Raw genomic sequence first — 23,920 nt, forward strand, 5'->3', positions numbered from 1 at the left:
GACCAACAAAAAAAGCCTCCTCAGCAGCACTAGAGTCCTTGAGGAGGCAAAACCTTATGGTGCGGGCGAGAGGACTTGAACCTCCACGGGGGATACCCACCAGATCCTAAGTCTGGCGCGTCTGCCGTTCCGCCACGCCCGCCTGAGCCCTGGACCGCAAGGGCTCCAGGCACGGCTTCCAGGCGCTCCACCAGCACCACCAGACTTCGCCTTTGCATATCTTCGTCATGGACTGAGGTTTCCCTTTTTCGTTATATGAAAATCCAACCCGTGGCTAAAAACTTTCGTCATGGCCGAACAGTTTGCCCATTACGCACCCCAGCTATATATAGAACACAGGCGGTGATCGCTGATAAAGCCACAAGCCCACCCCATACCGCTGTGGCTAGTTTTCGTTTCTCCCAGGCAAGACGCGCTAGTTCGGACACTGCCGTTTCTTCAGCCTGACGCTCCACATCGGCCAGCTCTTTAGCAAGTAGCGCACCCTTATTGTTCGCTTCCTCCCACGCTTTAAAACCGTCAATTACCTCTCGCGGCAGGGACGCCACGGTTTTGGAGAGCAATGCTTGATTATACTTGTTCCGCGCTCCCTCGTTAAGCTCCTTTATTCGATAGCACTCGGCAAGCTGAGCGTTCAGCGTGTCTCTGTATTCTCTCTGACCTAACCTTTCCAGCACTTGTTCCTTTCTTTGCGCAATTTCCCCCTGTGAAGGAATGGGTCGCATCTCACCGCTGTACCACTTCTTTTCTTTTGCGTCGTTTCCATAGATTGCCACCCATGATTGCCCCGTCCAGCGATCCCGCAAGTGATGAACTTCAGCCGTCCACGCAATTCCCTGATAGGTGCCGGACTGCTTTTGCACTGGCCCCTTTTCCCACCTGAACGGCCACGCCAGCAGCAGCGCAATGCACACTATCGCTGGGAGCACCCACAGGTGCTTTCTCACAGCAGCCACCCCCAGACTGTTCCACAGCCGCTATAGTGTGGTGCTTCTATCCTGCCCACTAGGCTTGCCGCCTTCGGCCTCTCCGGCTCTCTTGCGGAAGCCCCATACGAGTATCCAGTAGCCTAGAGACAGAAGGCAGTAGGCATACCCGACTATGAAGATCCTGCCTAGATTTCCCCGATCAGCATCCACCCGGACCTTAAGTTTGGCGGGGTCAACCTGCGGCGCGGGAATAACTTCACGCGAAGGTACACTGCCCAACGCTTTTGCGGCCACTTCCTCGGCCTTCTTGTTTAGGGCCTCCCTTATTCTTTGCTGTTGTGTATACCACAAATCGTCATATGTAACCAGCCGACCCGTATATAGCGACGGATAGCGCATACGCAAGATCGCAATTTTCTTCTCTAATAAGCTGCTCACGGTACCTTGCCGCTTCATCTGACTTAAGCCATGCCTCTTTAGCCGTCTCATAGGCATCCAGTGCTTGCCTGCGAGCTTCCTGGGCCTCTTTATACTTTTGCCACTCGAACACAGCAGCCCGGTAGCTATCGAGGTCCGCTCTATAAGCCCTTACAGCAGCCACATAGAAAGGCGCCCACAACCCTGCAACCACCACAGTAACAGCCAACCACACCGCAAAAGCCTTCCGCACCCTTGCACACCTCCCGCCTACCGCTGCTTTGTGGCGGCAGCCTCTTTCTGGTGAACCCAGAACGCGAAACCCCTTCCCTGTTTCTCCGCAGTTGCCAATCCCAGGGCGCAAAGCACTATCAGAATGTTCTCGATTTCATACCTCTTCTTCCATGAAGTGTAGGAAGTCAGCCGCAACCCTTTGATCGCGCCACGCTCAACCTCGTCAAGTACACCGTCTATAGTGATCACTCGCCCTCGCACCGCCTCGTAGAGCTTTTGCACATTACTTGCCTGGACGACATCTTCAAAGGACTGGCGCTTGCTGTAGTGCTTAACGATGTATATCCCCGGCAGGTCCACAGGTTTAAGTACCTCGTGTTCGTTCCTTAAAGTCACCAAGCCCAGGCGAACCCTTTCCGGCATACCCACCGCCTCCTCCCCCTAGCACCATGCTGTAATATTTCGACAAAACCCCAGAAATCTCCTTGCCCGTCCACGCTGTAGCAAAAAGGAAAGCCCTCCCGCTTGTGGGAGGGTCCAGGCAGGGATGCGGTAATGCGCTCGTGTGATATGGAGGTGCCTCTATCTGAATTTTAGTACAGATCACCACCGCGAGCAACTTTAGCTCTTTCCACAGGTGGGTTAAAGAAGCTCCTTTGCTATATCCTCGACGCTCATGTGCTTGTCCAGCCTCCGCTTGATCCACCGTTCAGCGGCCCGCCTGCTGTTTCCCTTTTTCACCATGCGAAAATCTTACCTGTGGCTGAAAACTTTCGACATAGACGAACATTATTCTCCCTTGAGGAAGGGCCTGTAATTGCTATACCACCCTGTAGGCAAACCCGCTTCACGGCACACCTCGTAGTATTCCCTTATGGCCTGCTGTACCGAACCCGTTCGGGCCTTCCTAGCAATGCGCTCAATTTCTGTCTGGGTGTACTCCCACTCTCTCACTATAATGGCCCCGTACAGCAGCCTGCTCTTATGCTGCCTTAGAAGGCTAAGGAACCGCTTTCTGAGCTGCTCTTCAGGCTTGCATATGGGGCACTCCTCATGGTAAAGGGCCACATGCTTCTTACAGGCTTTAAATGGCTGCCTTACACCATGCATAAAAGCCAGTGTGAGTTCGGCTGTAGCAGCCCCCAACTCATCCGCAGCCCTTACATGCCAACCGAAGGCGTTAGCACGGGGTAACTTAGCATAGAAAGGCAGCACTTGCAGCCTGTTCCACACAGCCCACAGCTCGGGGCAATCGCCGTTCAAGTAGGTTTCTAGCTCTACATCCTCCCTTCGAGGCAGCGCTTCCATCTTCCTCCTTCCCCTGCCACCAGCCAGGAAAAAGGCCAGGACGCATAAGGGCATGAGATAGCGGCTGGTCTCCTCTTCATCCGCCAGCCCAAGCCTTTGCACCAGGGAAGAGAGACCCTCTTGCATGAGCCTGTTTACGAGCGGGACGGCGAAATGCCCCAGCTCCACACGCTGCCACCTTTCGCCAGACCAGAGATACTCTTGCACGCCTCTTGACCTTATTTGGAAAAACAGCTCCACTTGTCACACCGCCTTCATTCCGTCACATGAGTGACATGACATTTAGTGCACAAGTGCAAGGGATTGATACACATTGCCTTGCTCCGATTGTAACGCATTGCCGAGTGTTTGTCAATTGTGAGGCGGTGCTGCTACAATGTAGGCGAAAAATCTAATGCAGGAGGGTGAAGAGTAAATGCGGCTACTGACACTGAAAGACCTGGAGAACCTGACCGGGATCAAGGCCCGGACCTGGCGCTTCTATGTCCAAACGCGGCGTCTGGAGGCACTCCGCGGGCCTCGGAACAAGTTAGTCGTCACCGAAGACGAGTTGAGGCGGTTCATACTGAGCCTTCCCAGGGCACGGTAAAACAAAAACCTCCGGCGGCGTGCTCCCGGAGGCGAGCGAGGAGGTGAAATACCATGGGTTCTGACCATATTCTACCGGAAAATCCGGAATTCGCCAAGCTGCTCTTCGATACCTACCACGAAGCAGGCTGCGACCGTTTCATACTTATCCAGCCCGGTACCAAAGAGCCGCTCCGTGACCCAGAAACTGGAAGCTGGGCTGTCGTAGATGTCGCCACAGCCTTCCAGCACTGGTTAGGCGGCGGTAACGTCGCAATCGTGCCTACCTGGTACAACATGACAGTGCTTGACTTTGACCCGCTGCCCGGTTGCCGGATCAAGGTTTCCCACGTCCTGGAGGTCCTGGCAAGCGCCGGTATTACAAAAACGCCGATCGTTTTAAGCCCAGGGCAAAAGCATGAAGGTGGGATACACGTCCACCTTAAGGACCCCGGTCCCGAATGGGACATCAAATTGCCAATATTTGACATTCCCAATCTGAACCATGTTGATGTTCGTCGGGGAAATTACATCTTGCTACCACCGAGCACCATTAATGGCAAAAAGTACCAGTGGTATGACGACGGTAAAGAGTTATGGGCACTTGGTACCACGGCCCTTGCGGAGGTTCCTAGAGCCTGGTTAGTCCCGGCGAAAGCGGAAGACGAACTGGAGATACCCACAGCGGGGGTGGACTTGGCAGCAGCCATCGAGAAATTGGCGCAGAAGTGCAGGTCAGGAGATGCGGAATTTGTGAAACAAGCCTTAACCGGAAGCTGGCCGGAAAAGCAGACTGACGGAATTGACCGCTCCGGCGCGGAATACAGGTTGGCCCGTATATGCGAAGAAGCGGGTTTAACCCCACAGGAAACGGCGGCGGTTGTGCGGGTTAGCGCGGTGCACCAGGCAAAATTTGGCAACCGGCAGGACGAGCGTGAACGGCTCAAAGCCGTCGTCGAGGCCGCATTCCAAGACCGTACTGAGCAGCAGTCGCCACCGCGAGTCTCAGTAGGCAAAATCTGGAGTGCGGATGAACTCGCTAGGGCCGACCTACCCGAGCCCTCATGGCTGCTGCCCGGCCTGCTCCCCGCGCAAGGCCTAACGGTACTGGCAGGTAGGCCTAAGGTAGGTAAGTCCTGGCTGGCCCTGGACATTGCCTTAAGCCTGGCCGCGAGCAAACAAGTCCTGGGGATGAGGCCCCCGGCGGAAGCCCCTACCCTGTATATCAGCCTAGAGGATAACCCAAGGCGGCTAAAAAACCGCCTCGAAATGGCCCGCCTGCCTGCACCCCGAGACGGTTTACTCACCACATCGTTCCCGAATATGCCTGCGGCGCTAGAGGAGCTCGACAAGCTTATCCCGCGCTATGGCCTCAAGCTAATCGCCGTTGACACCTGGGCTCGTTTTAGGCCTGCACGGCGTGGCAAGTCAAGCGACATTTACGCCCAGGATTACCAGGAAATTTCCGCCTTCAAGCAACTTCTGGATACGCACGGTATTGCGGGCCTGCTTGTGCACCACCTAAACCAGGCAAAGGACACAGAGCATTGGACGGACCGAGTTCTGGGCACCACAGGCCTGATTGGAGGGCCGGATACCTTATTGGCACTGACACGGGCACCACAAGGGGCAGTCCTCCGGGCTATTGGCCGTGACGTGCCCGAAACCGAGCTGGCTGTGGAATTTAAAGATTACCGCTGGCACGTGCTCGGGGCCGCTGAGCAAGTGCACATGAGCGAGGCCCGCAAACAGGTGCTGGAAGCCCTCCGGCTTTTGAACGGGGCCACAGCGCAGGAGGTAGCCGACTATACGGGTAAGCCACCCAGCACAGTGCGGCGTCTCTTGGCGCACCTCCATAGAGACGGGCTGGTTGTGAAGGTCAAAGGCCGCTACTATCCGGTAGAGGGACTTATCATAAAGCACCAGGGCAAAGTGGTCGAGGTGAATTTTGCACAATTAAATCCCACACGCGGTGAGGATAACACCAATGATGATAACTAACCGAGCACTACGAGCAACATGAACAACATGAGCATAGCGATCAAGGCGATCATAGCGAGCAAAGCGAGCACCCCGAGCACAAGGCGAGCGGAGCGAGCAGAGCGAGCAAGGCGATCATAGGCGAGCGCTCGCCTTGTGCTCGCCCTACCCTGGGAGGGGGCGAGCACTGTGGAAGCTAGATTTTTCAAGGCTTCCAGGGCTCAGTGCTCGCCTGCTCGCCCTGCTCGCCCACATATATAGGTATTATGTAAACTGCCAGAAAGGGGGTTTGTCCGGCTATGGCAATAGTTACCAGGTATTACCCGAACGTCTATCCTGAGGAGGGCGGTGTGTTCTGTCCCCTTATGACCTGCGACTTCTGCGGGGAGGTAATTGAGGAGCACGGGAACGCTACCTGGCCGTGGGATGAACCAGGGCGGGTTTACTTCACCCACAAGCACTGCCAGCGCGCTTTTGAGAGACCCCGCCCGGGCGTGTGGCTTGCGGAGGAACTCGATGTGTTTATCAGCCACCTGGTGGCGAATAGCAAGCTCGCAAACGCTCATAAGGGGGTGAAACGACCATGCGCTACTTCGTAAACCGGCCCTCGAGCCCGTTCCATGAGGCAGTCCAAGCGCTTGAGCGTTTAGCCGGGGAGGAGGGCCTGGAAATGGCAGAGCGGGCCTTTGCCACAGCCGTGTGGGAAAAGCGGAGAGAAGCTTTTGCCAAACGCCTCGGTGTGAAGCCAACTGCTGGGCACGTATGCCTTAACAGGCTGGTGAAGGGCCATTGCAAGGGCACAGGGCTCATGTTTCCGAAATGCTTCTGGCTACCGGTGGTCAATGTTCACGTCTCGCTATGGCTTAGAGACGGGAAGCCACACGTCTATGTTTCTCAGCCTTACGCCCTTACCCTCAAGGACATGCGGGCACTCGTGCAGTTTTGTGATCGCACGGCCTTGACGCTGCCGTGAGCGCCGGGAGCTGGCATTTCCCTGGGAGCACGCTGCTTATTGAGATAACACGCCGGGAAGGCTAGGAGGTGCTAATGTAACATGCTGGATGCTCTGTTAATCGTTGGGTGGGTGTTGGCAATGGCAGCCTGCTACCCATACCCGCTCAAGGCGGTGGCCTGCATTATGCGATGCGAAAGGAGGTGAGGCGGATTGTCTCTCAGGCTCACTCTGGAGCCACGCGCAAAGGGAGCTCACTGGATTGTCTGCCACTTCTGCGAGAAGCCCGCTGCCCGGATACACCTGCGGCCCGACGGTGAAGGCGGCTGGGAGATCCTTCCATCCTGTGGAACATGCGACCCCGGCGGTTACTGGATACCCCTCCAGGACTTCGCCCAGCGACCGCTGGAATGGCTCGGCGCTTTGCTGGAAGTGAACCCCGCTCAGGCGTTGGAGTTGCTTCGCTGGGCCAGCGGCAAGGTGCGACTGCTTGAACGGGCAGCCAGGGGCGAGGACGTTGGTATGACGCGCGAGGCCGTGCTGGAATGGCTGGGGAAGCGTTAGAGGCCGCGCCTCCGCCGCCACATCTCCAGCTTCCTGGCAAGGGCGCTGCCGTAGCGTGACCTGCGGCGGCTCCCTCCCCCGCCTGTGCGAGGCTTGCCGGTCCAGAGCAGAATATCGCCATGCTTAAACTTCGGCAGGCAGCTCTCAAGCCCCTCCAAGGGCGTGCCTGCGTAAGGCGAAGGCTTGAGTTTAAGCAGAGGCTATCCCTCCCTTTTGCGGGCTAGGGCGATTATACCACAATGCCGAATGGCGTGCTATAATGTTGACCAAAGGGACGTGGTTGATTATGCCTGTGATGGAAAATTGTGTAAAGCTCTATGCAAATACGTTTCGTGAACACCACAGCCGGGGCCGCATTGAGGGCGGCTGGACCACGGTGGGTTATGTCCTATGGCCGGATAAAGTCAACCTGGTGTGGGCCAGGCGTGCTCAGGTGGTGCGGCGGGTGCGGCTGCCGCTCACCTGCCCGAATGGCGGGTGGGTGCGCTGGTGGCTGTGTCCCACCTGTGGAAGACAGACGCCCACGCTCTATCTTCCACCTGGGGCCATAGCCTTCGCGTGCCGTCACTGCCTTAAGCTCACTTACGGCCTGTGGAAGCGGAACGGCTACTACCGCTGGCCGAAAGATGCAGGTCTGTGGCTAAAACAGTTCATGAGACGTGCGGGGGAGGTGCAAAGGCATGCGGCAGGAGATGGAAAAGGCGAGGCGGGAGGCCGCTGCTGCGATTGAGCGGGCCGTCCCGCAGGTATTACAAGCGCTGGCGGAGCAGGCGGCCGGAGGAGACCGCAAAGCCCGGCGGCTGCTAGAAGAAGTCTTGCGCAATGCGAAAGGAGGCGGCGAGCATGTTCGAGTTTCTGGAAAATATCGGCAAGCGGATCAAGGACGTTGCAACACGGGTTGCCCAATCGGGGACGGCAAAGCGCGTGAGTGCGTGGCTGCGCTCTATTAGCGCCCCGCGTTACGAAGCTAAGACACCGGACGAGCTTTACAAGCAGGTCCGTAAAGAGGCCGAGGCGTACCGGAAGGCGCAGGTGGAAACACTTACCAGAGCCATTGAACGCCTGCCCGCACGGTTGCGCTCCGTTGCATACGGGGCCTTGACTGTTCCCGATTATGCGGCCTTTGGCGCTTTCCGCTCGCGGGAGGTCGGGCAGAAGCTCATAGAGCGGGGCGCACTTACCCCCCAGGCCGAGAAGACGGCCCGTGCGGTTGGTGAGGTGCTTGGGGTTTACCTCCCATTCGCTGGGGCATCCCGGCTGCTGCGGCCCGTAACGCGCATTATAGCCGCCGAAAGCCCAAAACTCGGTCGGATAGCTGCCGCCATCCTAGAGGGCGCTCTTGGCGGCGCGTGGCTGGGCGTTGAAGAAAGCAAGCGCAAGGGGCAGCCCACGGCCCAATGGGTGCAGCGGGAAGCGGTTTCCGGTGCTCTATGGGCAGGTGCCGGTGCAGCCGCAGGCGAAAAGCTCATGCAGGCCGGGAGCAAGCTCTTGCAGCGTGCTGGCGGTAGCCCGGCCTTAGAGCAGATCAGGCGCGTGATGCATGAATGGGTGATTGGCCGCAAAGTGGCCGAAAACAAGCCCAGGATGTTCGAGAGCCTCTTGCAGAAGGCGGCAGGCGGGGATGAGGGCCTCTTGAACCTCGCCCATCTAGCCAGGGCCTGGCTCAAGGACCCGGAATTCCTTGACCCGCAGCACTGGCGCACTACCTTGGCGAGCAGGATTTCCCAGGTGGAGCAGAAGGCTGCGCAGGCGGGCAACCTGGAAAGCGCCGCCTTCCTGCGCTCGCTACGGGAAAAGCTCCCCACTATGGAGGATGCCACCATCCAGCGGCTGGCTAGGGCCACCCAGGACGTGCATAGCCTCAGCGAGCGTCTGAACCGAGTGCTTACCCGCCTGGGTCTTGAAGAAACCTGGCAGCACCCACAAGAAATTTACGTACCGCGCTACGTCGCTGAGACGGCCCTGGCGCAGCGTGGCGCACAACCCACGGGCTCGGCGGCGGGCGCTATGCTGGCCCGCAGGCCGCACCTTTTCAGTCCGCACCAACTGCCCAGGCAGTTGAGCCTGGAAGAAGCGCTCGTTAAGTTCAAGCCGCAAGAACTGACGCTGGACGTGTCGAAAACGTTGCCCTTGCGAATTTCTGAGCACCAGCGGCTATTGGAAAACGTGAAATTCCTCAACCGCATCCGTGCACTGGCCTCGCGGGAGTATGCGCCTGGGGTGAAGGAGATCACACTGCCGGGCGAACTACGCTCCCTGGAGGCACGGCGTATCAAAGAGCTGGGCCAGCAGGCTGCCCGAGGCGCTAAAGCCGCTGCCAAAGCCTTAGAGCGGGAGACGGGGCACCTGTACCTACCGGCGGACGCCGCGAAGTGGTTGGAGGGGCGCTTGGCAGCCATGTATCATTCTCCTGGGCCTGCTGGTAGGGCCTGGCAGGAGGTAATGCGCCAGACCACGCGGCTGAAAGTCTACCTGCCCTGGGATTGGGTAAGCCAGATGGTGTTCGGCGCTGTCGGTCCGGCCAAGGACTTTGTGACCGCCCTCAACCCCGTAGCACGCTTCGCCTATGCATGGCGCACAAGACAGACTGGTGCGGAGGCTTTGCAGAAAGTCTCACCCGAGCTGGCGAAGCTGGTGGAGGCTGGCCTTGATATAGGCGGCAGTGATTGGCACCGCAGGACGCTCGAGGCAGCCACAAAGCCCGTGCGGGAGCCTATCGCCAGGCTGTGGCGCACAATCGAGAGCCGCGTTTTAGAACCTGTGGAAACAATGGCCTTCGGCCCTACGATAGAGATGCGCACCGGCCTGGCCCTGGACCTGTTCAAGCGCTTCACTCAGCAGGGTAAGCCGGAGAGCGAGGCCGCGAAGACGGCGGCGCACCTGGCTAACTTCCTTACGGGCAGCGTTATGACGGAGATGCTTGACCCCACAGCTCAAAAGGCCTTGCGGTATTTCTTCCTCGCGCCTAAGTGGCTCACCCACACCCTGCAATTGCCCTTCCGGGCGGCGGGATTGGTCACGGAGCCAGCGCTATCCCCTGAAGCCCGAGAGCTAGCGCAGCGGTTCCTAGCAGGTTATCTCATGAACAACGTGCTGGCGAATTTTATACTCGCCAATGCCTTGAACAGGCGCATTAACAACGGGCGCAATATATGGGAGAACCCTCCCGGATACCGGCACTTGGTGGACATCACGCCCTTGGTTGGGCTCGGACCGCAGGGGCAAAGACAATACTTTGATCCCTGGTTCTTCTGGCGGGACTACCCGAGGTTGCTCCAATACATCATGGGCGAGGTAAGGCCCGAGCGCTACTTTGTGTACAAGCTCGCGCCTCTGGTGGCGGTAGCTGCGGACGCAGCAGGGTATGACCTCTCCACGGGGCAAGTACGGCCTATGGGCCTTGAGGAGCGTATACGAGCCACTGTGAAGGATATGGTCAGTATGCTGCTCCCCGCCGGTACGTTGGAAATACCCGGTGCTGGTCTCTCGGCTATGGGCGGCTGGTCCGCAACGCCTACAGGCAGGTTCGATTTACCCAGGCAGATAATGGAGTGGGTTGGGCTGCGGACGTTCCCGGGGCAGCGCCCCGTTCAGGGCCGCGGCACCCGATTGTTGCCCGAGGAGCAGGTGAGAATGCGGGAAGCCATGCGCCAGGGCGTTCTTGGGGTGCGGCGTGACAGTAAGGGCGTAATCCGGTTTGCGCTTACCAAAGACTGGTACTATTGGCTGGCCAGGGTACTCGGCAAGGCGCCCAGCGAAGAGGAAACAATCGAGGCCGTGCTTGATGTGCTCGGGCTACCGCCCGATGTAAGGGATAAGGCACTACGGAATATTTTCTCGCCGGAGAGCGTGGAGCTGTTCCGCAAATACTTCAGGGCGAACCCGACACCCAGGGGCCTGTGGATGATCCGCACTATTCTTGCCCAGGACAACCATGCGGACAGGGAGCGGGTGTTACAACGGCTGCTCTCGCAGGATAACCTAAACTGGCTGGCCGAAAAGCTGGGAAGATGGCCCACAGTGGAGGATGTGCTGCGTTATCACAAGACCATGCTGCAACGGGAACTGCCAGACGTAGCAGCCCTGGGCACGGGGGCCACGGCGAGGCGGGCCTTACCACAGTTGTTAGGGAGGTGATCTCCAAGTGAGCAGGCGAACGAGCACCAACCTGGCCGTAGTAGACAATCAAAGCACTGCCCTTTCACCGGAGGTGCTTCAGGAGAAGCGCCAGGCAATAATTGCCAGAGCTGTGGAGGTGGCAGATGAAGTTTTGGGAGCCCTGCTTGAGGAGGCCAGAGCCGGGAATGTGCAGGCGGCTAAACTGATCATGCAGGTGGCGGGGCTGCTCCAAGGTGGTGGGCCGGTAGTGGCTACCCAGATCAACGTGCCGCAAATAACAATCAGCCCGGAAGAGCTTGCGGAGCTGGAAAGGGGCCTGCGGGAGCGCGGGGCAATATAACGGCCTGCGTATGGAAAACTAGCGCGAGAGACGCCCCGCTCACGCAACATTTCTAGGACCGGGGTACCCAGGCCATTAACCGGTTTTCTCTACCTAGGGAAAAATAAGGCCGGGTTTGCGGCTTGCATTAATTGACGGCACTACCCAGCCACGCAGTTGGTCCAACATGGAAAAAGAAAATCCCTGGGCAAATACCCAGGGATTTTCTTGTATTTACACTACACCACCATGTAAAGTTCCCAAGTCGCATAAGTCAATATACTCCTCGACGTCGATCAGCCTATCAATTAGGTTTTGCAGCCTTCCCTCACTGTGGTCGTTTACGTAACACCAAATGTGGCTGTTTTCTTCGCTCCTTAGTTCTCTCCAAAACAGTAACGCCAGTTCCGCTGCCCTTTCCTCCAACTTTTCCCTCACTCTCTCGATGGTCACCCCCTTCTTCACTTCCTGGGTGACTTGGACTACAGCATTGGACATAGGTAAAACCTCCTTTTGAAATGTAGTTTTGGTATCGTTTCTGATTATATTGTATTCGACAGCGACACCTCTGTCAACACTTTTGTAATCGTTAACGGTAAAAACTTATTCAATGCTGTTGCTAAAATGCTCAAAGACGGTTACAATGGTAGTGAAAGGAGGAAATCCGCTATGCGAATAGAATCGAGGCTATCTCACATTCTAGGAGCTCAGCGATTAAAGATGAGTGAAGTCGCTAGGCGGACAGGTATTGGGAAATCGACACTGCTCAGGCTTTATCACGACAGAGCTGAGGGAATACGATTTGACGTTTTGGCTAAGCTATGTAAAGTCCTTAACTGCCAACCCGGCGATTTGCTCGTCTACGTGCCTGACGAGGAGCAAGTCTGCTAATGGGCTTGCCTCACAGGCTCGTGAGCTTGAGCCCACACCGGCTAAACCCAAAGGCGAAGGAGGTTGTTACTGTTATGCGCTTTACGGCTGTATTGACGAAAGAGGGCCAATGGTATGTAGCTAAAGCTGTGGAGGTAGAGGTAGCGAGCCAAGGCAGGACCATCGAAGAGGCCCTTGCGAACTTGAAGGAGGCCCTGGAGCTTTATTTCGAGGACGAGCCTTTGCCGGAGGCCCTGCCTGAACCTATAATCGCCACGGTTGAGGTAGCATTATGAGCCCTAAACTGCCTTTGGTATCCGGTCGGGAGGTCATCAAAGCCCTTACAAAGGCGGGGTTTCGCCAGGCAAGCCAGCGAGGGAGCCATGTGAAAATGCGTCACCCCAGCGGCAGAACGGCCATAGTGCCCTTGCATGATGAGCTTGCTCCTGGTACGTTACGCTCAGTTCTCAAGCAGGCGGGCCTCACTGTGGAGGAGTTCACTGCGCTTTTGCGCTAGGAGGTCAAGCGTCAATGACCGAATACCTCATTGTGATTGAGCGGGCAGGCAATAACTTTTCCGCCTATTCCCCTGACCTGCCGGGCTGCGTGGCTACAGGTGCAACGCTTGAAGAGGTAAGGGCTAACATGGCCGAAGCCATACGTATGCACATCGAGGGCTTGAAGGAAGACGGCCTTCCCATTCCACAACCTGCGACCATAGCTGAGCGCGTAAGTGTGGACCTGGGCCTGCTCGCCTAACAAATACGGCCTTCTAGAAGCCTCTACAAAGGGCGCAAAATGGCCGGGAGGTATAGAAGTATCCCCCGGCCTTTTTCATGGCCTTATAGCGCCTTCTAGAGGCCGCTTTTGGATTAGTGCCTAAAGCCTGCGCTTAGCCCTTTTGCCTAATTGCTGGAGTTTTGCCACAGGTGTGGCCTTCTCATGGATCTCTTTCACGTCTTCTTGCAGGTAGCGCACGTACCTGCGGGTCATGGCAAGGTCCTTATGGCCTAATATGCGCTGCAAAGCGAACGGGTCATTGGCCTCTTTCAAAAACTCAATGGCGAAGGTGTGCCGCAGGCCGTAGGGCGTGACCTTAACACCCGCTTTCTGGCAGTATTCCCTCACCCTTGCAGCCCACTGGCTACGGTCTAAAGCCTTCCCGTTTTCGGTAGCGAACAAGGGCACATCCTCACCCCACCATGTGGGCCGTACTTTGAGGAACTTCGCCAACGCTTGCGCGGTGAAAGGCGAAAGGACCAGAGTCCTTCCCACACGGGTCTTAGCTACTTCCGGGCGTATGTACAGCTCGCGGGCTTCGAGGTTTAAATCGCCTACCCTCACCCGGAATAGCTCTCCGGGTCTTGCTCCGGTGTCTATTTGCACCAGCAAGAGGCAGTAATCCCTTAAGCCTGCATAGCTCCGCTTGTCCGGTTGCTGGAGCAGCTTCTTCAAGGCTTCTAAAGGCACGTGCCTTATGCGGTTTAAGTCTTCCTTCGCTGGCCTTATCCCTGCCACAGGGTTGGCGGGAAGGTAGCCTTGGCTTACGCACCAGTTGAAGAACGCTTTGAGGTGGCGCAAGCGGATGTTGCGGTACCCAGGAGAGCAAGGCTGGCTGAAGTAGCGTATAACGGCTTTCTGCACGGCCTCGTAGGTGTTGAGGTTGGGGCTGGCCTTGAGGAAGGTCTCCACATGGAAGCGGTAGTTCTCCAGCGAGGCGGGCACTATACCATCAGCCTGCTTGGCAAGAAGGAACTCCTCCAGGGCTTGGGATAAGTCCAGCACCTTGGGGCTAAGTTTCGCAATCCTGCCCATAAAAACAGCCTCCTCAGCAACACTAGATTTCTTGAGGAGGCAAAGCCTTGTGGTGCGGGCGAGAGGACTTGAACCTCCACGGGGGATACCCACCAGATCCTAAGTCTGGCGCGTCTGCCGTTCCGCCACGCCCGCAGGCTACGAATAGCTTAGCACAATGAAGATCCCCTCGTCAAGGGGACGACGCTTTCTTTGTGATCCGTCTGTGATATTGTCAGGGTGAAATCCATCAGTGAAAATGTCAGTATGAGCAGGGAGAGGATTACTTTGTCACAGACGGAACTAAATCGCATCCAAGTCTTAGAACAAACTCTGAGAGGGTTAATTACCACTAGTTATGCGGCCTTACTTCTAGGCCTAAGTGAACGGCACGTCTATAGGCTCAAGGCCAGGTTGCGAGAGCACGGGCCCGCTTCCTTGGCCCACGGAAACCGCGGACGTAAGCCAGCCCACACTATCCCAGAAGGTACCCGCCAGCAGGTGGTCCATCTCGCTCAAACTAAGTATAGGGGGTGCAATTACACTTTCCTTAGTGAGTTGCTTTATGAGCATGAAGGTATCTCTTTAAGCCCTTCTTCTGTAGCCCGTATCCTCAAAGCCGCCGGTATCTTAAGCCCTAAAAAGCACCGGCCTCCTAAACTCCACCGCAGCCGCCCACGTAAACCTCAAATGGGCCTTCTGGTCCAAATCGACGGCAGCCACCACGACTGGTTGGAAGGCCGCGGCCCTAAGCTCGTCTTGCTTTTAGCCATCGACGACGCTACCGGCCAAATACTTTCTGCCCTCTTCCGGCCTTCTGAAGATTTCGAGGGCTACCGCCGTCTCCTCTATGACCTAGTAATTAACTACGGTATCCCACTGGCCATCTACTCCGACCGCCATACCCTCTTCTTCCCTCCTAAGGGTGAAGAGAATACTGCTAGTATCGCACAACAGCTCCTGGGCCAACAACGCTCTTTAACCCAAATTGGCCGTATCTTAAACGAACTGGGGATCCAGCACATCCCCGCCCATTCCCCTCAGGCTAAAGGCCGCATCGAACGCTCCTTCCAGACCCTCCAGGAAAGGCTAGTTCTTGAGTTGCGCCTGGCAGGTGCTTCTACCCTGGAAGAGGCTAATGCCGTCCTTAAAAACTTTATCGTGCGCTATAACCAAAAGTTTGCTATACCCCCGGCTAACCCGGTTTCCGCTTTCCGCCCCATCCCCTCCCACTTGCGCCTGGAACATATCTTCTGCTGGAAGGAACACCGGATATTGAACCCCGGCTATACCATCCGCTTCGAGTGCAAGACTTATAAAGTGTTAACTCCTAAAGGTGCGCCTATTATCCCTGTGCGTTCTGTGGTAGAAGTGCATAAACTGCCTGATGGTCGCTTGTATGTGGGATGGAAGGGAAATATATACTCGTTAGAACCTTTGGAGATTGCCCCCTCCTCTAAAACCCGGAGTAATATCCAGCCTGCGCTTACTCCCCAAATCGAGGAAAAGGCGGGCACTACTTCAATTCGTAGGCCCGCTCAAAATCATCCATGGCGTAAGCCATGGAAACCCCGCAGGCCTAATTATACCACTTCTACCCTGACAGAATCACAGACGAGTTTTACCTGACATTTTCATTGACGCTTGACATTGGACGACGCTTTCTTCTGTCTTTAGAAAGGTTTTGAGGGGTCTTCGCCTTTCGGCCGGGGGTGATACCGGGGGTGATATGGGGCCGCCCTCGTACCAACAGCTTCGCGGAGCGGATGCATCCTCTTTAGGAATCGTCTTTTTTCTTAAAAAGAAAAGCCTTACGGGCCAATGGTAAAAGACCTCTCAGGGCCAGTTCCGCCACCGGTAAGACCAGCCTTTGCCGGAAGAAATAATAGGCCAGGCCTCCCACCAGCAGGAGGCCGCCATAGCCGACCAGGGGAAAGAGGAAGGCCACCAGGCGGGAGAATCCCGACTGGGCGGCTATCAAGGCGACGGCGCTGGCGATAACGGCCAGATAGGAAAACCGCCTGCTTTCCGGTTCGGCCAGGCGGGCCGTAAAACCGTAAAGGCTGCTGACGCCGGTGGTATAAATTTCCGCCAGGAGAATTATGCTGTACAAGGTGCGGGCCACGGGAGCGAGGCCTCCCGCTATCTGGAGCATGGGTACTTCCCACGCCGTAACGTCGGGTGCGGCGGCCAGGAGGGCCAAGGTGATGGCCCCGGCTCCCAGACCGAGCCCCGCTCCTCCCAAAATGGCGCCGGGGAGGAGATTTTCCTCCCGGCTTAAGCTCCCCAACGGTGCCAGTACCGCTATAGACAGGACCAGGTTGTAAGAGGCGTAAAGGACGGCGGCCAGGGGCCAGAAGGGTGCCGCGGCCCGGGGCACATCCGACCAGGCGAGATTGGCCACCACAGAAGAAGGATTAGTAAACAGGGCGAATAGGCTTACCCCTAGGACGGTGGCCAGCAGAAGGGGAGCGACGAAGCTAATGGCATTAATAACCTGCGTTATACCCAAGAGTACCGTAGCCAGGGTGGCGGCGATCAATATACTGCTGCCCACAAGGGCGGGAAGGTGGTACTCCTCCCTGAAAATAGCACCGGCGCCGGCGGCCATGACGGCCAGGGCTCCGAAGAGGAAAAAGGTGGTGATCCCGTCCACCACTTTACCCACCAGCGGCCCCCCGGCGTGGCGGATGATGGGTAAGTGGGAATGGGCTTGGAGGCGGTGGCTGAAGAGCAGGACGGCATAGCCGAGGACGATGAAAAGGATGGTGGCCACAACCAAGCCCAGGAGACCCCGGATACCGAAATAGGCGAAGAACTGGAGCACCTCCTGGCCGGAGGCGAAGCCTGCCCCGACTACTGTGCCGATATAGGTCGCAGCAATTTTGAGTTCGGAATATTGTTTAGCGGCCATACTACGTTTATTTTGCCTGTCCGGGAGCCGTCTTAAACATGAGCTTTGCCTAGAGGAACCCTGGCGGGCAAGGCCAGCTGAAGGCGTTTTTCCACTTCCGACCAATCAACTAAGTGCCACCAGGCCTCGACGTAGTCCCGCCGTCGGTTTTGGTAGTCCAGGTAATAGGCGTGTTCCCACAGGTCGAGCACCAGAACGGGAATAACACCCCACTGGGTCAAATCCTGGTGTTTTTCGGCGGTGAGGATCTCCAGCCGCCGCCAGAAGGGTTGCCAAACCAGAAGGGCCCAGCCCGAGGCTTCCACATCTACGGCGGCTTGTGTAAATTGTTCCCGGAAAATAGGCCAGCTCCCGAAATATTTCTCCAGGTATTGACGCACCAGTCCAAAGGGCTCCCGGATACCGCCGGGCCCCATGGTGGTCCAGTAAATGCTATGGAGGATGTGCCCGGAGCCGTGGAAGGCCAGTTCCCTTTCCCAATGCTTTACCAGGGAAAAGTCGCTCTTCTGCCGGGCCTCGGCGAGTTTAACCTCGGCGTTGTTCAGTCCCTGTACGTAAGACAGGTGGTGGCGGTCGTGGTGGATCTGTACGGTGGTAGTACTAATATAGGGTTCTAAGGCGTTGTAAGGGTAAGGTAAGGGCGGCAGGCGGTGGTGCCCCGGCGGAAGATAAGCGGATAAACTGTGGCTTGCGGCCTGGTCTTTCATTTTTAGCGCTCTCCTTCCCCGTCTTAATCTATATCGTATGCCGGCCGTCCCATGCCGTGACATGTCCTTAGAAACTTTCCATTTCCTGCCCTTAAAGCCCGGACCCGCGATCCGGCATAACCCCCAGCCTTTTCCTTTTGGCCGGAAGGACCGGTGAGGTCCCGAGTTGTCGATTTAAGTAGGGAGGATTTGGTTTCTTGTGCTAGAATGTTAAAGGGAGGGGCTTTGGCCCCTTCAGTTCGGGCGAACAAGAAACAATAGATAAAGGTGGTGCCGAGGTGGAGTTAACCGAGCCAAGCCGGAAGGAACTCTTAGACCTCTGCCGCATGTTCCTTTCCATACCCAGCGTTACGGGAGAGGAAAAAGCGCTGGCCGACGCTGTAAAAAATGTCATGCTGCAGTTGGGTTTTGACCGGGCCTGGATTGACGAGAGGGGCAGTGTAGTGGGGGTAGTGAAGGGAGCTCTGCCGGGGAGGAAAGTGCTCCTGGACGGGCATTTGGACACCGTGGGCCCCGGCGAGGACCGGTGGAAGTACCCTCCTTTCCAGGGTACGGTGGTAGAGGGGAAAATATATGGCCGGGGAGCTTCGGACATGAAGGGCGCCCTGGCCGCCATGGTTTACGCCGTAGGGCAACTGGCCGGGCACAGGGAGAATCTTAAGGGGGAAATCTATGTTTCCGGAACGGTCCACGAAGAAACTGCCGAAGGAGTGGCCCTGGGATACGTCCTGCAAGAGGTGCGTCCTGATGCGGTGGTGATCGGAGAGGCCAGCGAACTCAAGCTTAATATCGGCCAGAGAGGCCGGGCGGAAATTGTCTTAGAAACCTACGGCAAGGCCGCTCACTCGTCTCACCCCGAGGTAGGCATCAATGCCGTTTGCAAGATGGTTACAGCCATCGAGGCGCTGTCCCACTTGGAGCTACCCCGGGATGAACTGCTGGGGCCGGCCATCATGGAGCTTACGGACATCATATCCTTTCCCTATCCCGGCAATTCGGTAGTCCCGGGAAAATGCCGGGCCACCTACGACCGGAGGCTCCTGGTGGGAGAGACCCCCGAAGAAGTGGTGGGGGTTATCACGGGTGCCTTGCAAAAGTTGGAAGACGCGGACCCGGCCTTCCGGGGCCGAGCCTTCATTGCCCTTAATGATTTTGCCACCTACACGGGGTTCAGGGTACACGGCCTCCGCTTCGCCCCCGCCTGGAAAATGCCCACCGAACACTGGGTGGTGCGGGGAGCCCTTCAGGCCCTCAGGAAAGCCAACCTGCCACCCGTCATATCTGCTTATTCCTTCTGTACCAATGGCAGCTCCTCCGCCGGGGTGTACGGTATTCCCACGGTGGGTTTTGGCCCCGGACGGGAAACCGAGGCCCACATTGCCGATGAGTATTTGGAATTGGACCAGCTATACAAGAGTGCCGCAGGCTATTACTACCTGGCGGCGGAGCTGGCCGCCGGTGAGGGCATGTAACGGGGTTAAGGCGGGGATCGCCCGCGGTGTAATTTTGGATTGTTGGCCCGGGACTCCCTGCTGCTTGTTGAAAAATGGACGGTAACCGGGGAAAAACCGGGGCGCCGGCGCCCCGCCCTAGGGGGAAGGCTGGAAAAGCATTGAGAACAAGGAAGGTGGTGCGGAAAATGATGAGCGGCCCGTCAGGGGCGGCTTCCCGGGTGGCCGATATCTTAAGGGAGTCCCGCAAGACCATGGTGCTGACCGGTGCCGGGGTCAGTACGGAAAGCGGGATACCGGACTACCGGAGCAAAGGGACCGGCCTGTGGGAGAAGTATGATCCCATGGAGAAGGCCAGCCTGCAAGCCCTGCTTTCCAATCCCGCAGAATTCTACCGGTTTAACCTGCCGCGCTGGTGCGATTACGCGGCGGCCCAGCCCAATATAACCCATCGGGCCCTGTACCAGTTGGAAAGGAAGGGATACATCCACGGCATTATCACCCAGAACATCGACGGACTGCACCGCAAAGCTGGCTCCCAAAGGGTTTGGGAGGTCCACGGGCACCTGCGTACCTGCCGCTGCCTGGATTGCGCCGCCAGTTACCCCTTCACCGAGCTCATAACCCAGTTCAACCGGGGAACTAACCCGCCCCGGTGCCCGCAGTGTAACGGGTTGCTGCGGCCGGATGTGGTGCTCTTCGGCGATCCTATGGGGGACGATTATTACCGGGCCCGGGAAGAAATGCACGGGTGCGAGGTGCTGATGGTAGTTGGCAGCAGTTTGCAGGTATACCCGGTGGCCGACCTGCCCCGCCTGGCGAGGAGGCTGGTCATAATCAACAAGGAGCCCACCCCGTGGGACCCCAAAGCCGAAGTGGTAGCCTATAAAGAGGCGGGCTCCTTCTTCCATAATCTGTTAGAGGCCCTAGGAATTGAAGGACAATGATTAAATGGTAATTGTTATCAAGGGAAGGCAAATTTTGCGGAACCGAAAAGGGGGGAATAACGTCTAAATAATAAACAAGGAAAAGAGGAGCAGACCGGGGTGGGGCAGGTAGTCAAATATATTGTCGATCATTGGTCTTTGACAGCCGGTTTAATGCTACGGCCTTGGGCGGCATGGCGCGCGGGGTTGCTGCGGCTGAGGCTGGCTATGATGGTGGCTGTTCCGTTAGCCCTTCTCCTCCTTTGCAGCGGAGCGGACCGGCAGGCGGCGGGGGCGCAAGGAGGCCCCGTGGGGGGAAACATACATACCATCCAACAGCCCCCTGTAGACCCTGCGCCGGCGACCCGGCCCCCGGCCGGCGGGGCGTCCCCCGAGAGAGGGACAGACGATCATCCCTCTCCCCCTCCGACGCCCCGACCTCCCGTCGATCACCATGGTAGTCAGACAGCGCCGGCTCCCGGGGAGCCGGAAAGGGATGTTTCCCCACCCGGCGCGGATGCCGGGGTGGAACCTCCGCCCGGAAGAGGGGGACAGTTCAAGGGTCAGCCCGTGCGGGAGGTGCCCGGCGCGGGACGGCGGGTGGCCCTCACCTTTGATGATGGGCCCGTTCCCGGATGGACCGAGCGCTATCTTCGGGCTCTGAAGGCCGCCGGAGCTCCGGCCACTTTCTTCATGGTGGGCAGGCAAGCGGAGGCTAACCCTGCTCTGGTGAAGGCCGTTCAGGCCGGGGGTCACCAGGTGGCCAGCCACTCCTGGCGCCATGCTGATCTCACTAAAGCCGCCCAGGAGGAAATCGAGGAAGACCTCCTCCGGACTGCCACAGTACTCCAGGCCATCACCGGCCAGCCGGTGGAATACTTCCGCCCTCCTTACGGCGCCGTGGGTCCCAACTTGATAGCCGCTGCGGCCAAATTAGAGCTAATAATGGTGACCTGGAATATCGATCCCCGTGACTGGTCGAGGCCTGCTCCAGAGGTCATAACAGAGCACGTAATGTCCCGCGTAGGCGACGGCAGCATCATTCTTCTCCATGAATCCCGTCCCGGCACCCTGGCGGCTCTGCCCCGTTTAATCGAAAGGCTCAGGAGTCAAGGCTATGAATTGGTAACCGTATCCGACTTAATTGCTTCTTCCTTGGCCGCGGCCGCCAGGTAAAGGTTATGTTTGTTCCCTTCTTAATCGCGTTTTATGCCCCTTACCAGCACTATAGGGGTGCCCTGGTCGGCCGAGCCGGCCAGGAGATCCGCCAGGGTAGCGGCAATGCTCACCAGCCTTCGCGGTGTAGTGCCGAGGTCGCTCTGCTCCTCCCTTGTTTCTGCTACGAGACGGGCAATCTCTTCGCGGCTGTAACCTTTGTTGTAGAGGGTATCTACCACCAGCTTGAGCTTCTTACCGGTCCTGAGCCTTAAGTCCCGCATTCCTTCGGAAACCCCCAGGGCGGGGTAGGGGTCGGCCAGTTCGTAAATACCGGTATCCGGATCCTTATAAGCGCCGTCGCCGAAAATAAGGACCTCCACGTCCTTACCCGTATCCTTGAGAATCCGTTTCCGTATCTGCTCCGCGGTTCCGTCGGCATCCTCCGGCAAAAGTTTTAAGATGCCCTTTTCATAATCAGAAACATTGGAGCCGATGACCCCCCACGGGGAAGGCCCGAGTTCGTCCAGGGTTTTTACCGGAACTTTAGCTCCCAGGGCCAAAAACAGATCCCGCCGCTCCTGGCGGTTGTGGACTTCACCCAGGACTATACCGTCCAGATACCCCAGTTCGTAGACTTTGAGGGGGTTGTTGGTAAAGATCACGTCGCCCTGGGCGCCGGCTTCTTGGATGACTTCTGAATAAAGCCGGCGGTAGTCGATGCCGGTAATGGGGTGGCAAAACACCTCGTTGGGCAGTTCCCGGCCGTGGATAACCTCCTCTTCCGCAAAAGCGCTCAGCTGCTCGGCAAAGGATACCTGCCGCAACGGCTCCCTGTCTCCCTCCAAATACCGCCGGGCATCGAAAAGGGCGAATTCCTTCCGGCCCAGGTCTACTCCTGCCGCCAGGGCCTGACCGGCCTCCGGCATGTCTTCCAGGATTTCCACGGCCTTCCGCGCTGCCCTCTCGTGTTCGACGAAGGTTACTTCCAGAGGAGCCAGGACGCCTTCAGGGGTGCGCACGGTAATATCGGCGATCCCGCTGCCCAGGATTTTTCTCATGCCCACGATGCTGTAGCCTAAGGATTGAAGGGTGAGGGCAGCTATTACTTCCCGGATGAGGATATTCAAATACGGTGTACTGCCCCGGGCCGAGGACAGATGTTTGTAAAGCATTTTGAGCCCCAGGCGGACCCTGGCCAGCTCGGCGTCTATGACCTGGTTCCCCACTTCATCTGCTGGAACGGGGAAAGCCACTATAACCCTGCCTCCCTGGCTGGCCATGGCTATGGCCTTTAATACCAGGGCAAAGCGATTGCGGCTGGCAATGGGGTACACTACGGCCAGGGTGCTCTTGGGTTTTAGCCCAAAGATATCCTTTACCTGCTCGGCCAGCTCTTCGCAACTCAAGTACCGGTTCTGGGAACGGGCGACGACCGCTTCGGTCACGCAAACTATATCCCCGTCCTCCACTATGCCTCGTACGGCCTCCGCCACCGTAGCGGCGATGTCGTCGTGGGGCAGGATGAGCCCTGTTTTAACCGCTAGTACCTGCGCGGCTACGCGTTCTCCATACTCCTTCACCAAACTCCTCATCCTTTGCCATAAGAATTTTTCCACCATAACTTTACACCTCGTTTCACTCTAAGGCAAGCTCCCTCCTTAAGCAAGTTTTTAAACCTGGAGCCCTCGCGGATTGGGCGGTAGAATATAATTGCGGTTCCTGAATAACGGGTAAACACTTCTGGAAAGGAGTCACGGGTTATGGGCAAGATCGGCTTCATCGGGTTGGGCATCATGGGTAAACCCATGAGCAAGAATCTCCTCAAGGCGGGCTATCAATTGGTGGTTTATAATAGGAGCCGGGCCGCCGTGGAGGAGCTGGTGGCGGCCGGAGCCGAAGCCGCAGGCTCTCCCCGCGAGGTGGCCGAACGGTGTGACAAGTTTATTACCATGCTCCCCAATTCCCCCGAAGTAAAGGAAGTCGCCTTGGGTCCTAAGGGCCTTATCGAAGGGGCACGGCCGGGCTCCATACTCATTGATATGAGTTCCATCGATCCCTACGTAACCCGGGAGATAGCGGCCGAGCTGGCCAAAAAGGGAGTCCGCATGCTGGATGCGCCGGTAAGCGGCAGCGAGCCCAAGGCTATCCAGGGTACCCTGGCCATCATGGTAGGGGGGAAAGAGGAAGATTTTGCCGAATGTTATCCCCTCCTTAAGGCCATGGGCAGTTCGGTGGTGCGGGTAGGGGACATAGGGGCCGGCAACGTGGCCAAACTTGCCAATCAAATAATCGTAGCCTTGAACATGGCCGCCATGTCCGAAGCCCTGGTGCTGGCCGCCAAGGCCGGGGTGGATCCCGAACTCCTTTACCAGGCCATAAGGGGAGGGCTGGCGGGGAGTGCGGTGCTGGATATGAAGACACCCATGGTCCTGGCCGGGAACTTTAAGCCGGGGTTCCGGATAAACCTGCACATAAAGGATCTAGCCAATGCCCTGGCCGCAGCCCATGGAATAGGGGTTCCCCTGCCCTTGACGTCCCTGGTCATGGAGATCTTCCAGTCCCTTAAAGTGGACGGGCTGGGCGAGGCGGACCACAGCGCCATCGTGCGCTTCTACGAAAAAATGGCGCAGGTAAAGGTGAGAAAGGAGCCGGGGTAACGTTGCCAAAGAGGAAAAAGATTACGCTTGGTTTGTCAGATTAAGTGAAAAGTA

General features: G+C 57.4%; 26 protein-coding genes and 2 tRNA genes. 17 read left to right on the top strand and 11 right to left on the bottom strand.

Annotation, left to right across the window (positions count from 1 at the left end):
* Window positions 1–57: 57 nt before the first annotated feature.
* From TAMC210_RS02390 to TAMC210_RS02410, 5 genes are all read right to left on the bottom strand, one after another.
* Window positions 58–142 (bottom strand) — tRNA-Leu (locus TAMC210_RS02390).
* 145 nt (window positions 143–287) lie between these two features.
* Entirely contained in the window at window positions 288–863 is a 576-nt protein-coding gene (locus TAMC210_RS02395) for a hypothetical protein (RefSeq protein WP_217267224.1), read from the bottom strand.
* Window positions 864–1,284: 421 nt separating this feature from the next.
* Window positions 1,285–1,599 (bottom strand): hypothetical protein, encoded by a 315-nt coding sequence (locus TAMC210_RS02400; protein WP_173297198.1) that lies wholly within the window; start codon window positions 1,597–1,599, stop codon window positions 1,285–1,287.
* A 17-nt stretch (window positions 1,600–1,616) separates the two neighbouring features.
* Entirely contained in the window at window positions 1,617–2,003 is a 387-nt protein-coding gene (locus TAMC210_RS02405) for a hypothetical protein (RefSeq protein WP_173297199.1), read from the bottom strand.
* Window positions 2,004–2,369: 366 nt separating this feature from the next.
* The gene (locus TAMC210_RS02410; protein ID WP_173297200.1) at window positions 2,370–3,056 is read right to left on the bottom strand and encodes a hypothetical protein; all 687 of its coding nucleotides are present in this window, start codon (window positions 3,054–3,056) and stop codon (window positions 2,370–2,372) included.
* A 247-nt stretch (window positions 3,057–3,303) separates the two neighbouring features.
* Here TAMC210_RS02410 and TAMC210_RS02415 point away from each other — a divergent pair, with 247 nt between their 5' ends.
* The 8 genes from TAMC210_RS02415 (at window position 3,304) to TAMC210_RS02450 (ending at window position 11,410) form a co-directional block, all read left to right on the top strand.
* The gene (locus TAMC210_RS02415; RefSeq protein ID WP_173297201.1) at window positions 3,304–3,477 is read left to right on the top strand and encodes a hypothetical protein; all 174 of its coding nucleotides are present in this window, start codon (window positions 3,304–3,306) and stop codon (window positions 3,475–3,477) included.
* A 53-nt stretch (window positions 3,478–3,530) separates the two neighbouring features.
* A complete protein-coding gene (locus TAMC210_RS02420; RefSeq protein WP_173297202.1) occupies window positions 3,531–5,456 on the top strand; it encodes an AAA family ATPase in 1,926 nt (641 codons plus the stop codon).
* 278 nt (window positions 5,457–5,734) lie between these two features.
* Entirely contained in the window at window positions 5,735–6,034 is a 300-nt protein-coding gene (locus TAMC210_RS02425; protein ID WP_173297203.1) for a hypothetical protein, read from the top strand.
* Window positions 6,019–6,408 (top strand): hypothetical protein, encoded by a 390-nt coding sequence (locus TAMC210_RS02430; RefSeq protein WP_173297204.1) that lies wholly within the window; start codon window positions 6,019–6,021, stop codon window positions 6,406–6,408. The genes TAMC210_RS02425 and TAMC210_RS02430 overlap by 16 nt, the downstream gene beginning before the upstream one ends.
* Before the next feature lie 192 nt (window positions 6,409–6,600).
* On the top strand, window positions 6,601–6,951 hold the full coding sequence (locus TAMC210_RS02435) for a hypothetical protein (RefSeq protein WP_173297205.1): 351 nt from the start codon (window positions 6,601–6,603) through the stop codon (window positions 6,949–6,951).
* A 286-nt stretch (window positions 6,952–7,237) separates the two neighbouring features.
* Window positions 7,238–7,681, top strand: a complete 444-nt coding sequence (locus TAMC210_RS02440; protein WP_173297206.1) for a hypothetical protein — start codon at window positions 7,238–7,240, stop codon at window positions 7,679–7,681.
* Window positions 7,682–7,794: 113 nt separating this feature from the next.
* Entirely contained in the window at window positions 7,795–11,088 is a 3,294-nt protein-coding gene (locus TAMC210_RS02445) for a hypothetical protein (protein WP_173297207.1), read from the top strand.
* 7 nt (window positions 11,089–11,095) lie between these two features.
* Entirely contained in the window at window positions 11,096–11,410 is a 315-nt protein-coding gene (locus tag TAMC210_RS02450; protein ID WP_173297208.1) for a hypothetical protein, read from the top strand.
* Window positions 11,411–11,623: 213 nt separating this feature from the next.
* Here the strand turns inward: TAMC210_RS02450 and TAMC210_RS02455 are convergent, their stop codons facing one another.
* The gene (locus TAMC210_RS02455; protein ID WP_173297209.1) at window positions 11,624–11,887 is read right to left on the bottom strand and encodes a hypothetical protein; all 264 of its coding nucleotides are present in this window, start codon (window positions 11,885–11,887) and stop codon (window positions 11,624–11,626) included.
* A gap of 171 nt (window positions 11,888–12,058) precedes the next feature.
* On the opposite strand from TAMC210_RS02455, the gene TAMC210_RS02460 reads away from it, so the two are divergent.
* From TAMC210_RS02460 to TAMC210_RS02475, 4 genes are all read left to right on the top strand, one after another.
* On the top strand, window positions 12,059–12,280 hold the full coding sequence (locus tag TAMC210_RS02460; RefSeq protein ID WP_173297524.1) for a helix-turn-helix domain-containing protein: 222 nt from the start codon (window positions 12,059–12,061) through the stop codon (window positions 12,278–12,280).
* 74 nt (window positions 12,281–12,354) lie between these two features.
* Complete coding sequence (locus tag TAMC210_RS02465) at window positions 12,355–12,555, top strand: type II toxin-antitoxin system HicB family antitoxin (RefSeq protein WP_173297210.1); 201 nt, start codon at window positions 12,355–12,357, stop codon at window positions 12,553–12,555.
* Window positions 12,552–12,776, top strand: a complete 225-nt coding sequence (locus TAMC210_RS02470; protein ID WP_173297211.1) for a type II toxin-antitoxin system HicA family toxin — start codon at window positions 12,552–12,554, stop codon at window positions 12,774–12,776. The genes TAMC210_RS02465 and TAMC210_RS02470 overlap by 4 nt, the downstream gene beginning before the upstream one ends.
* A 14-nt stretch (window positions 12,777–12,790) precedes the next feature.
* Window positions 12,791–13,018: a type II toxin-antitoxin system HicB family antitoxin gene (locus TAMC210_RS02475; protein WP_173297212.1), complete on the top strand. Its 228-nt coding sequence runs from the start codon at window positions 12,791–12,793 to the stop codon at window positions 13,016–13,018.
* 120 nt (window positions 13,019–13,138) lie between these two features.
* Here TAMC210_RS02475 and TAMC210_RS02480 read toward each other — a convergent pair whose 3' ends face one another.
* On the bottom strand, window positions 13,139–14,074 hold the full coding sequence (locus tag TAMC210_RS02480) for a tyrosine-type recombinase/integrase (protein WP_173297213.1): 936 nt from the start codon (window positions 14,072–14,074) through the stop codon (window positions 13,139–13,141).
* 50 nt (window positions 14,075–14,124) lie between these two features.
* Window positions 14,125–14,209: transfer RNA gene (locus tag TAMC210_RS02485), tRNA-Leu, on the bottom strand.
* 111 nt (window positions 14,210–14,320) lie between these two features.
* Between TAMC210_RS02485 and TAMC210_RS02490 the strand changes: the two genes are divergently transcribed.
* Window positions 14,321–15,682 (top strand): ISNCY family transposase, encoded by a 1,362-nt coding sequence (locus TAMC210_RS02490; RefSeq protein WP_254388501.1) that lies wholly within the window; start codon window positions 14,321–14,323, stop codon window positions 15,680–15,682.
* A gap of 148 nt (window positions 15,683–15,830) precedes the next feature.
* Here TAMC210_RS02490 and TAMC210_RS02495 read toward each other — a convergent pair whose 3' ends face one another.
* Window positions 15,831–16,967, bottom strand: coding sequence for a YkvI family membrane protein (locus tag TAMC210_RS02495; protein ID WP_254388470.1), 1,137 nt, complete (start codon window positions 16,965–16,967; stop codon window positions 15,831–15,833).
* A 32-nt stretch (window positions 16,968–16,999) separates the two neighbouring features.
* Entirely contained in the window at window positions 17,000–17,674 is a 675-nt protein-coding gene (locus TAMC210_RS02500; RefSeq protein ID WP_173297215.1) for a superoxide dismutase, read from the bottom strand.
* 278 nt (window positions 17,675–17,952) lie between these two features.
* On the opposite strand from TAMC210_RS02500, the gene TAMC210_RS02505 reads away from it, so the two are divergent.
* From TAMC210_RS02505 to TAMC210_RS02515, 3 genes are all read left to right on the top strand, one after another.
* Window positions 17,953–19,146, top strand: a complete 1,194-nt coding sequence (locus tag TAMC210_RS02505; RefSeq protein WP_254388471.1) for a YgeY family selenium metabolism-linked hydrolase — start codon at window positions 17,953–17,955, stop codon at window positions 19,144–19,146.
* Window positions 19,147–19,286: 140 nt separating this feature from the next.
* On the top strand, window positions 19,287–20,072 hold the full coding sequence (locus TAMC210_RS02510; protein WP_254388472.1) for an SIR2 family NAD-dependent protein deacylase: 786 nt from the start codon (window positions 19,287–19,289) through the stop codon (window positions 20,070–20,072).
* A 99-nt stretch (window positions 20,073–20,171) separates the two neighbouring features.
* On the top strand, window positions 20,172–21,227 hold the full coding sequence (locus TAMC210_RS02515; RefSeq protein WP_173297216.1) for a polysaccharide deacetylase family protein: 1,056 nt from the start codon (window positions 20,172–20,174) through the stop codon (window positions 21,225–21,227).
* Window positions 21,228–21,247: 20 nt separating this feature from the next.
* Here TAMC210_RS02515 and TAMC210_RS02520 read toward each other — a convergent pair whose 3' ends face one another.
* Window positions 21,248–22,789 (bottom strand): coenzyme F420-0:L-glutamate ligase, encoded by a 1,542-nt coding sequence (locus TAMC210_RS02520; RefSeq protein ID WP_254388473.1) that lies wholly within the window; start codon window positions 22,787–22,789, stop codon window positions 21,248–21,250.
* A 180-nt stretch (window positions 22,790–22,969) separates the two neighbouring features.
* On the opposite strand from TAMC210_RS02520, the gene garR reads away from it, so the two are divergent.
* Window positions 22,970–23,866, top strand: coding sequence for a 2-hydroxy-3-oxopropionate reductase (gene garR / locus TAMC210_RS02525; protein WP_173297217.1), 897 nt, complete (start codon window positions 22,970–22,972; stop codon window positions 23,864–23,866).
* The last annotated feature ends 54 nt before the right edge of the window (window positions 23,867–23,920 follow it).

The organism is Thermanaeromonas sp. C210 (assembly GCF_013167955.1).
Classification (GTDB): Bacteria; Bacillota; DSM-521; order Neomoorellales; family Neomoorellaceae; genus UBA12545.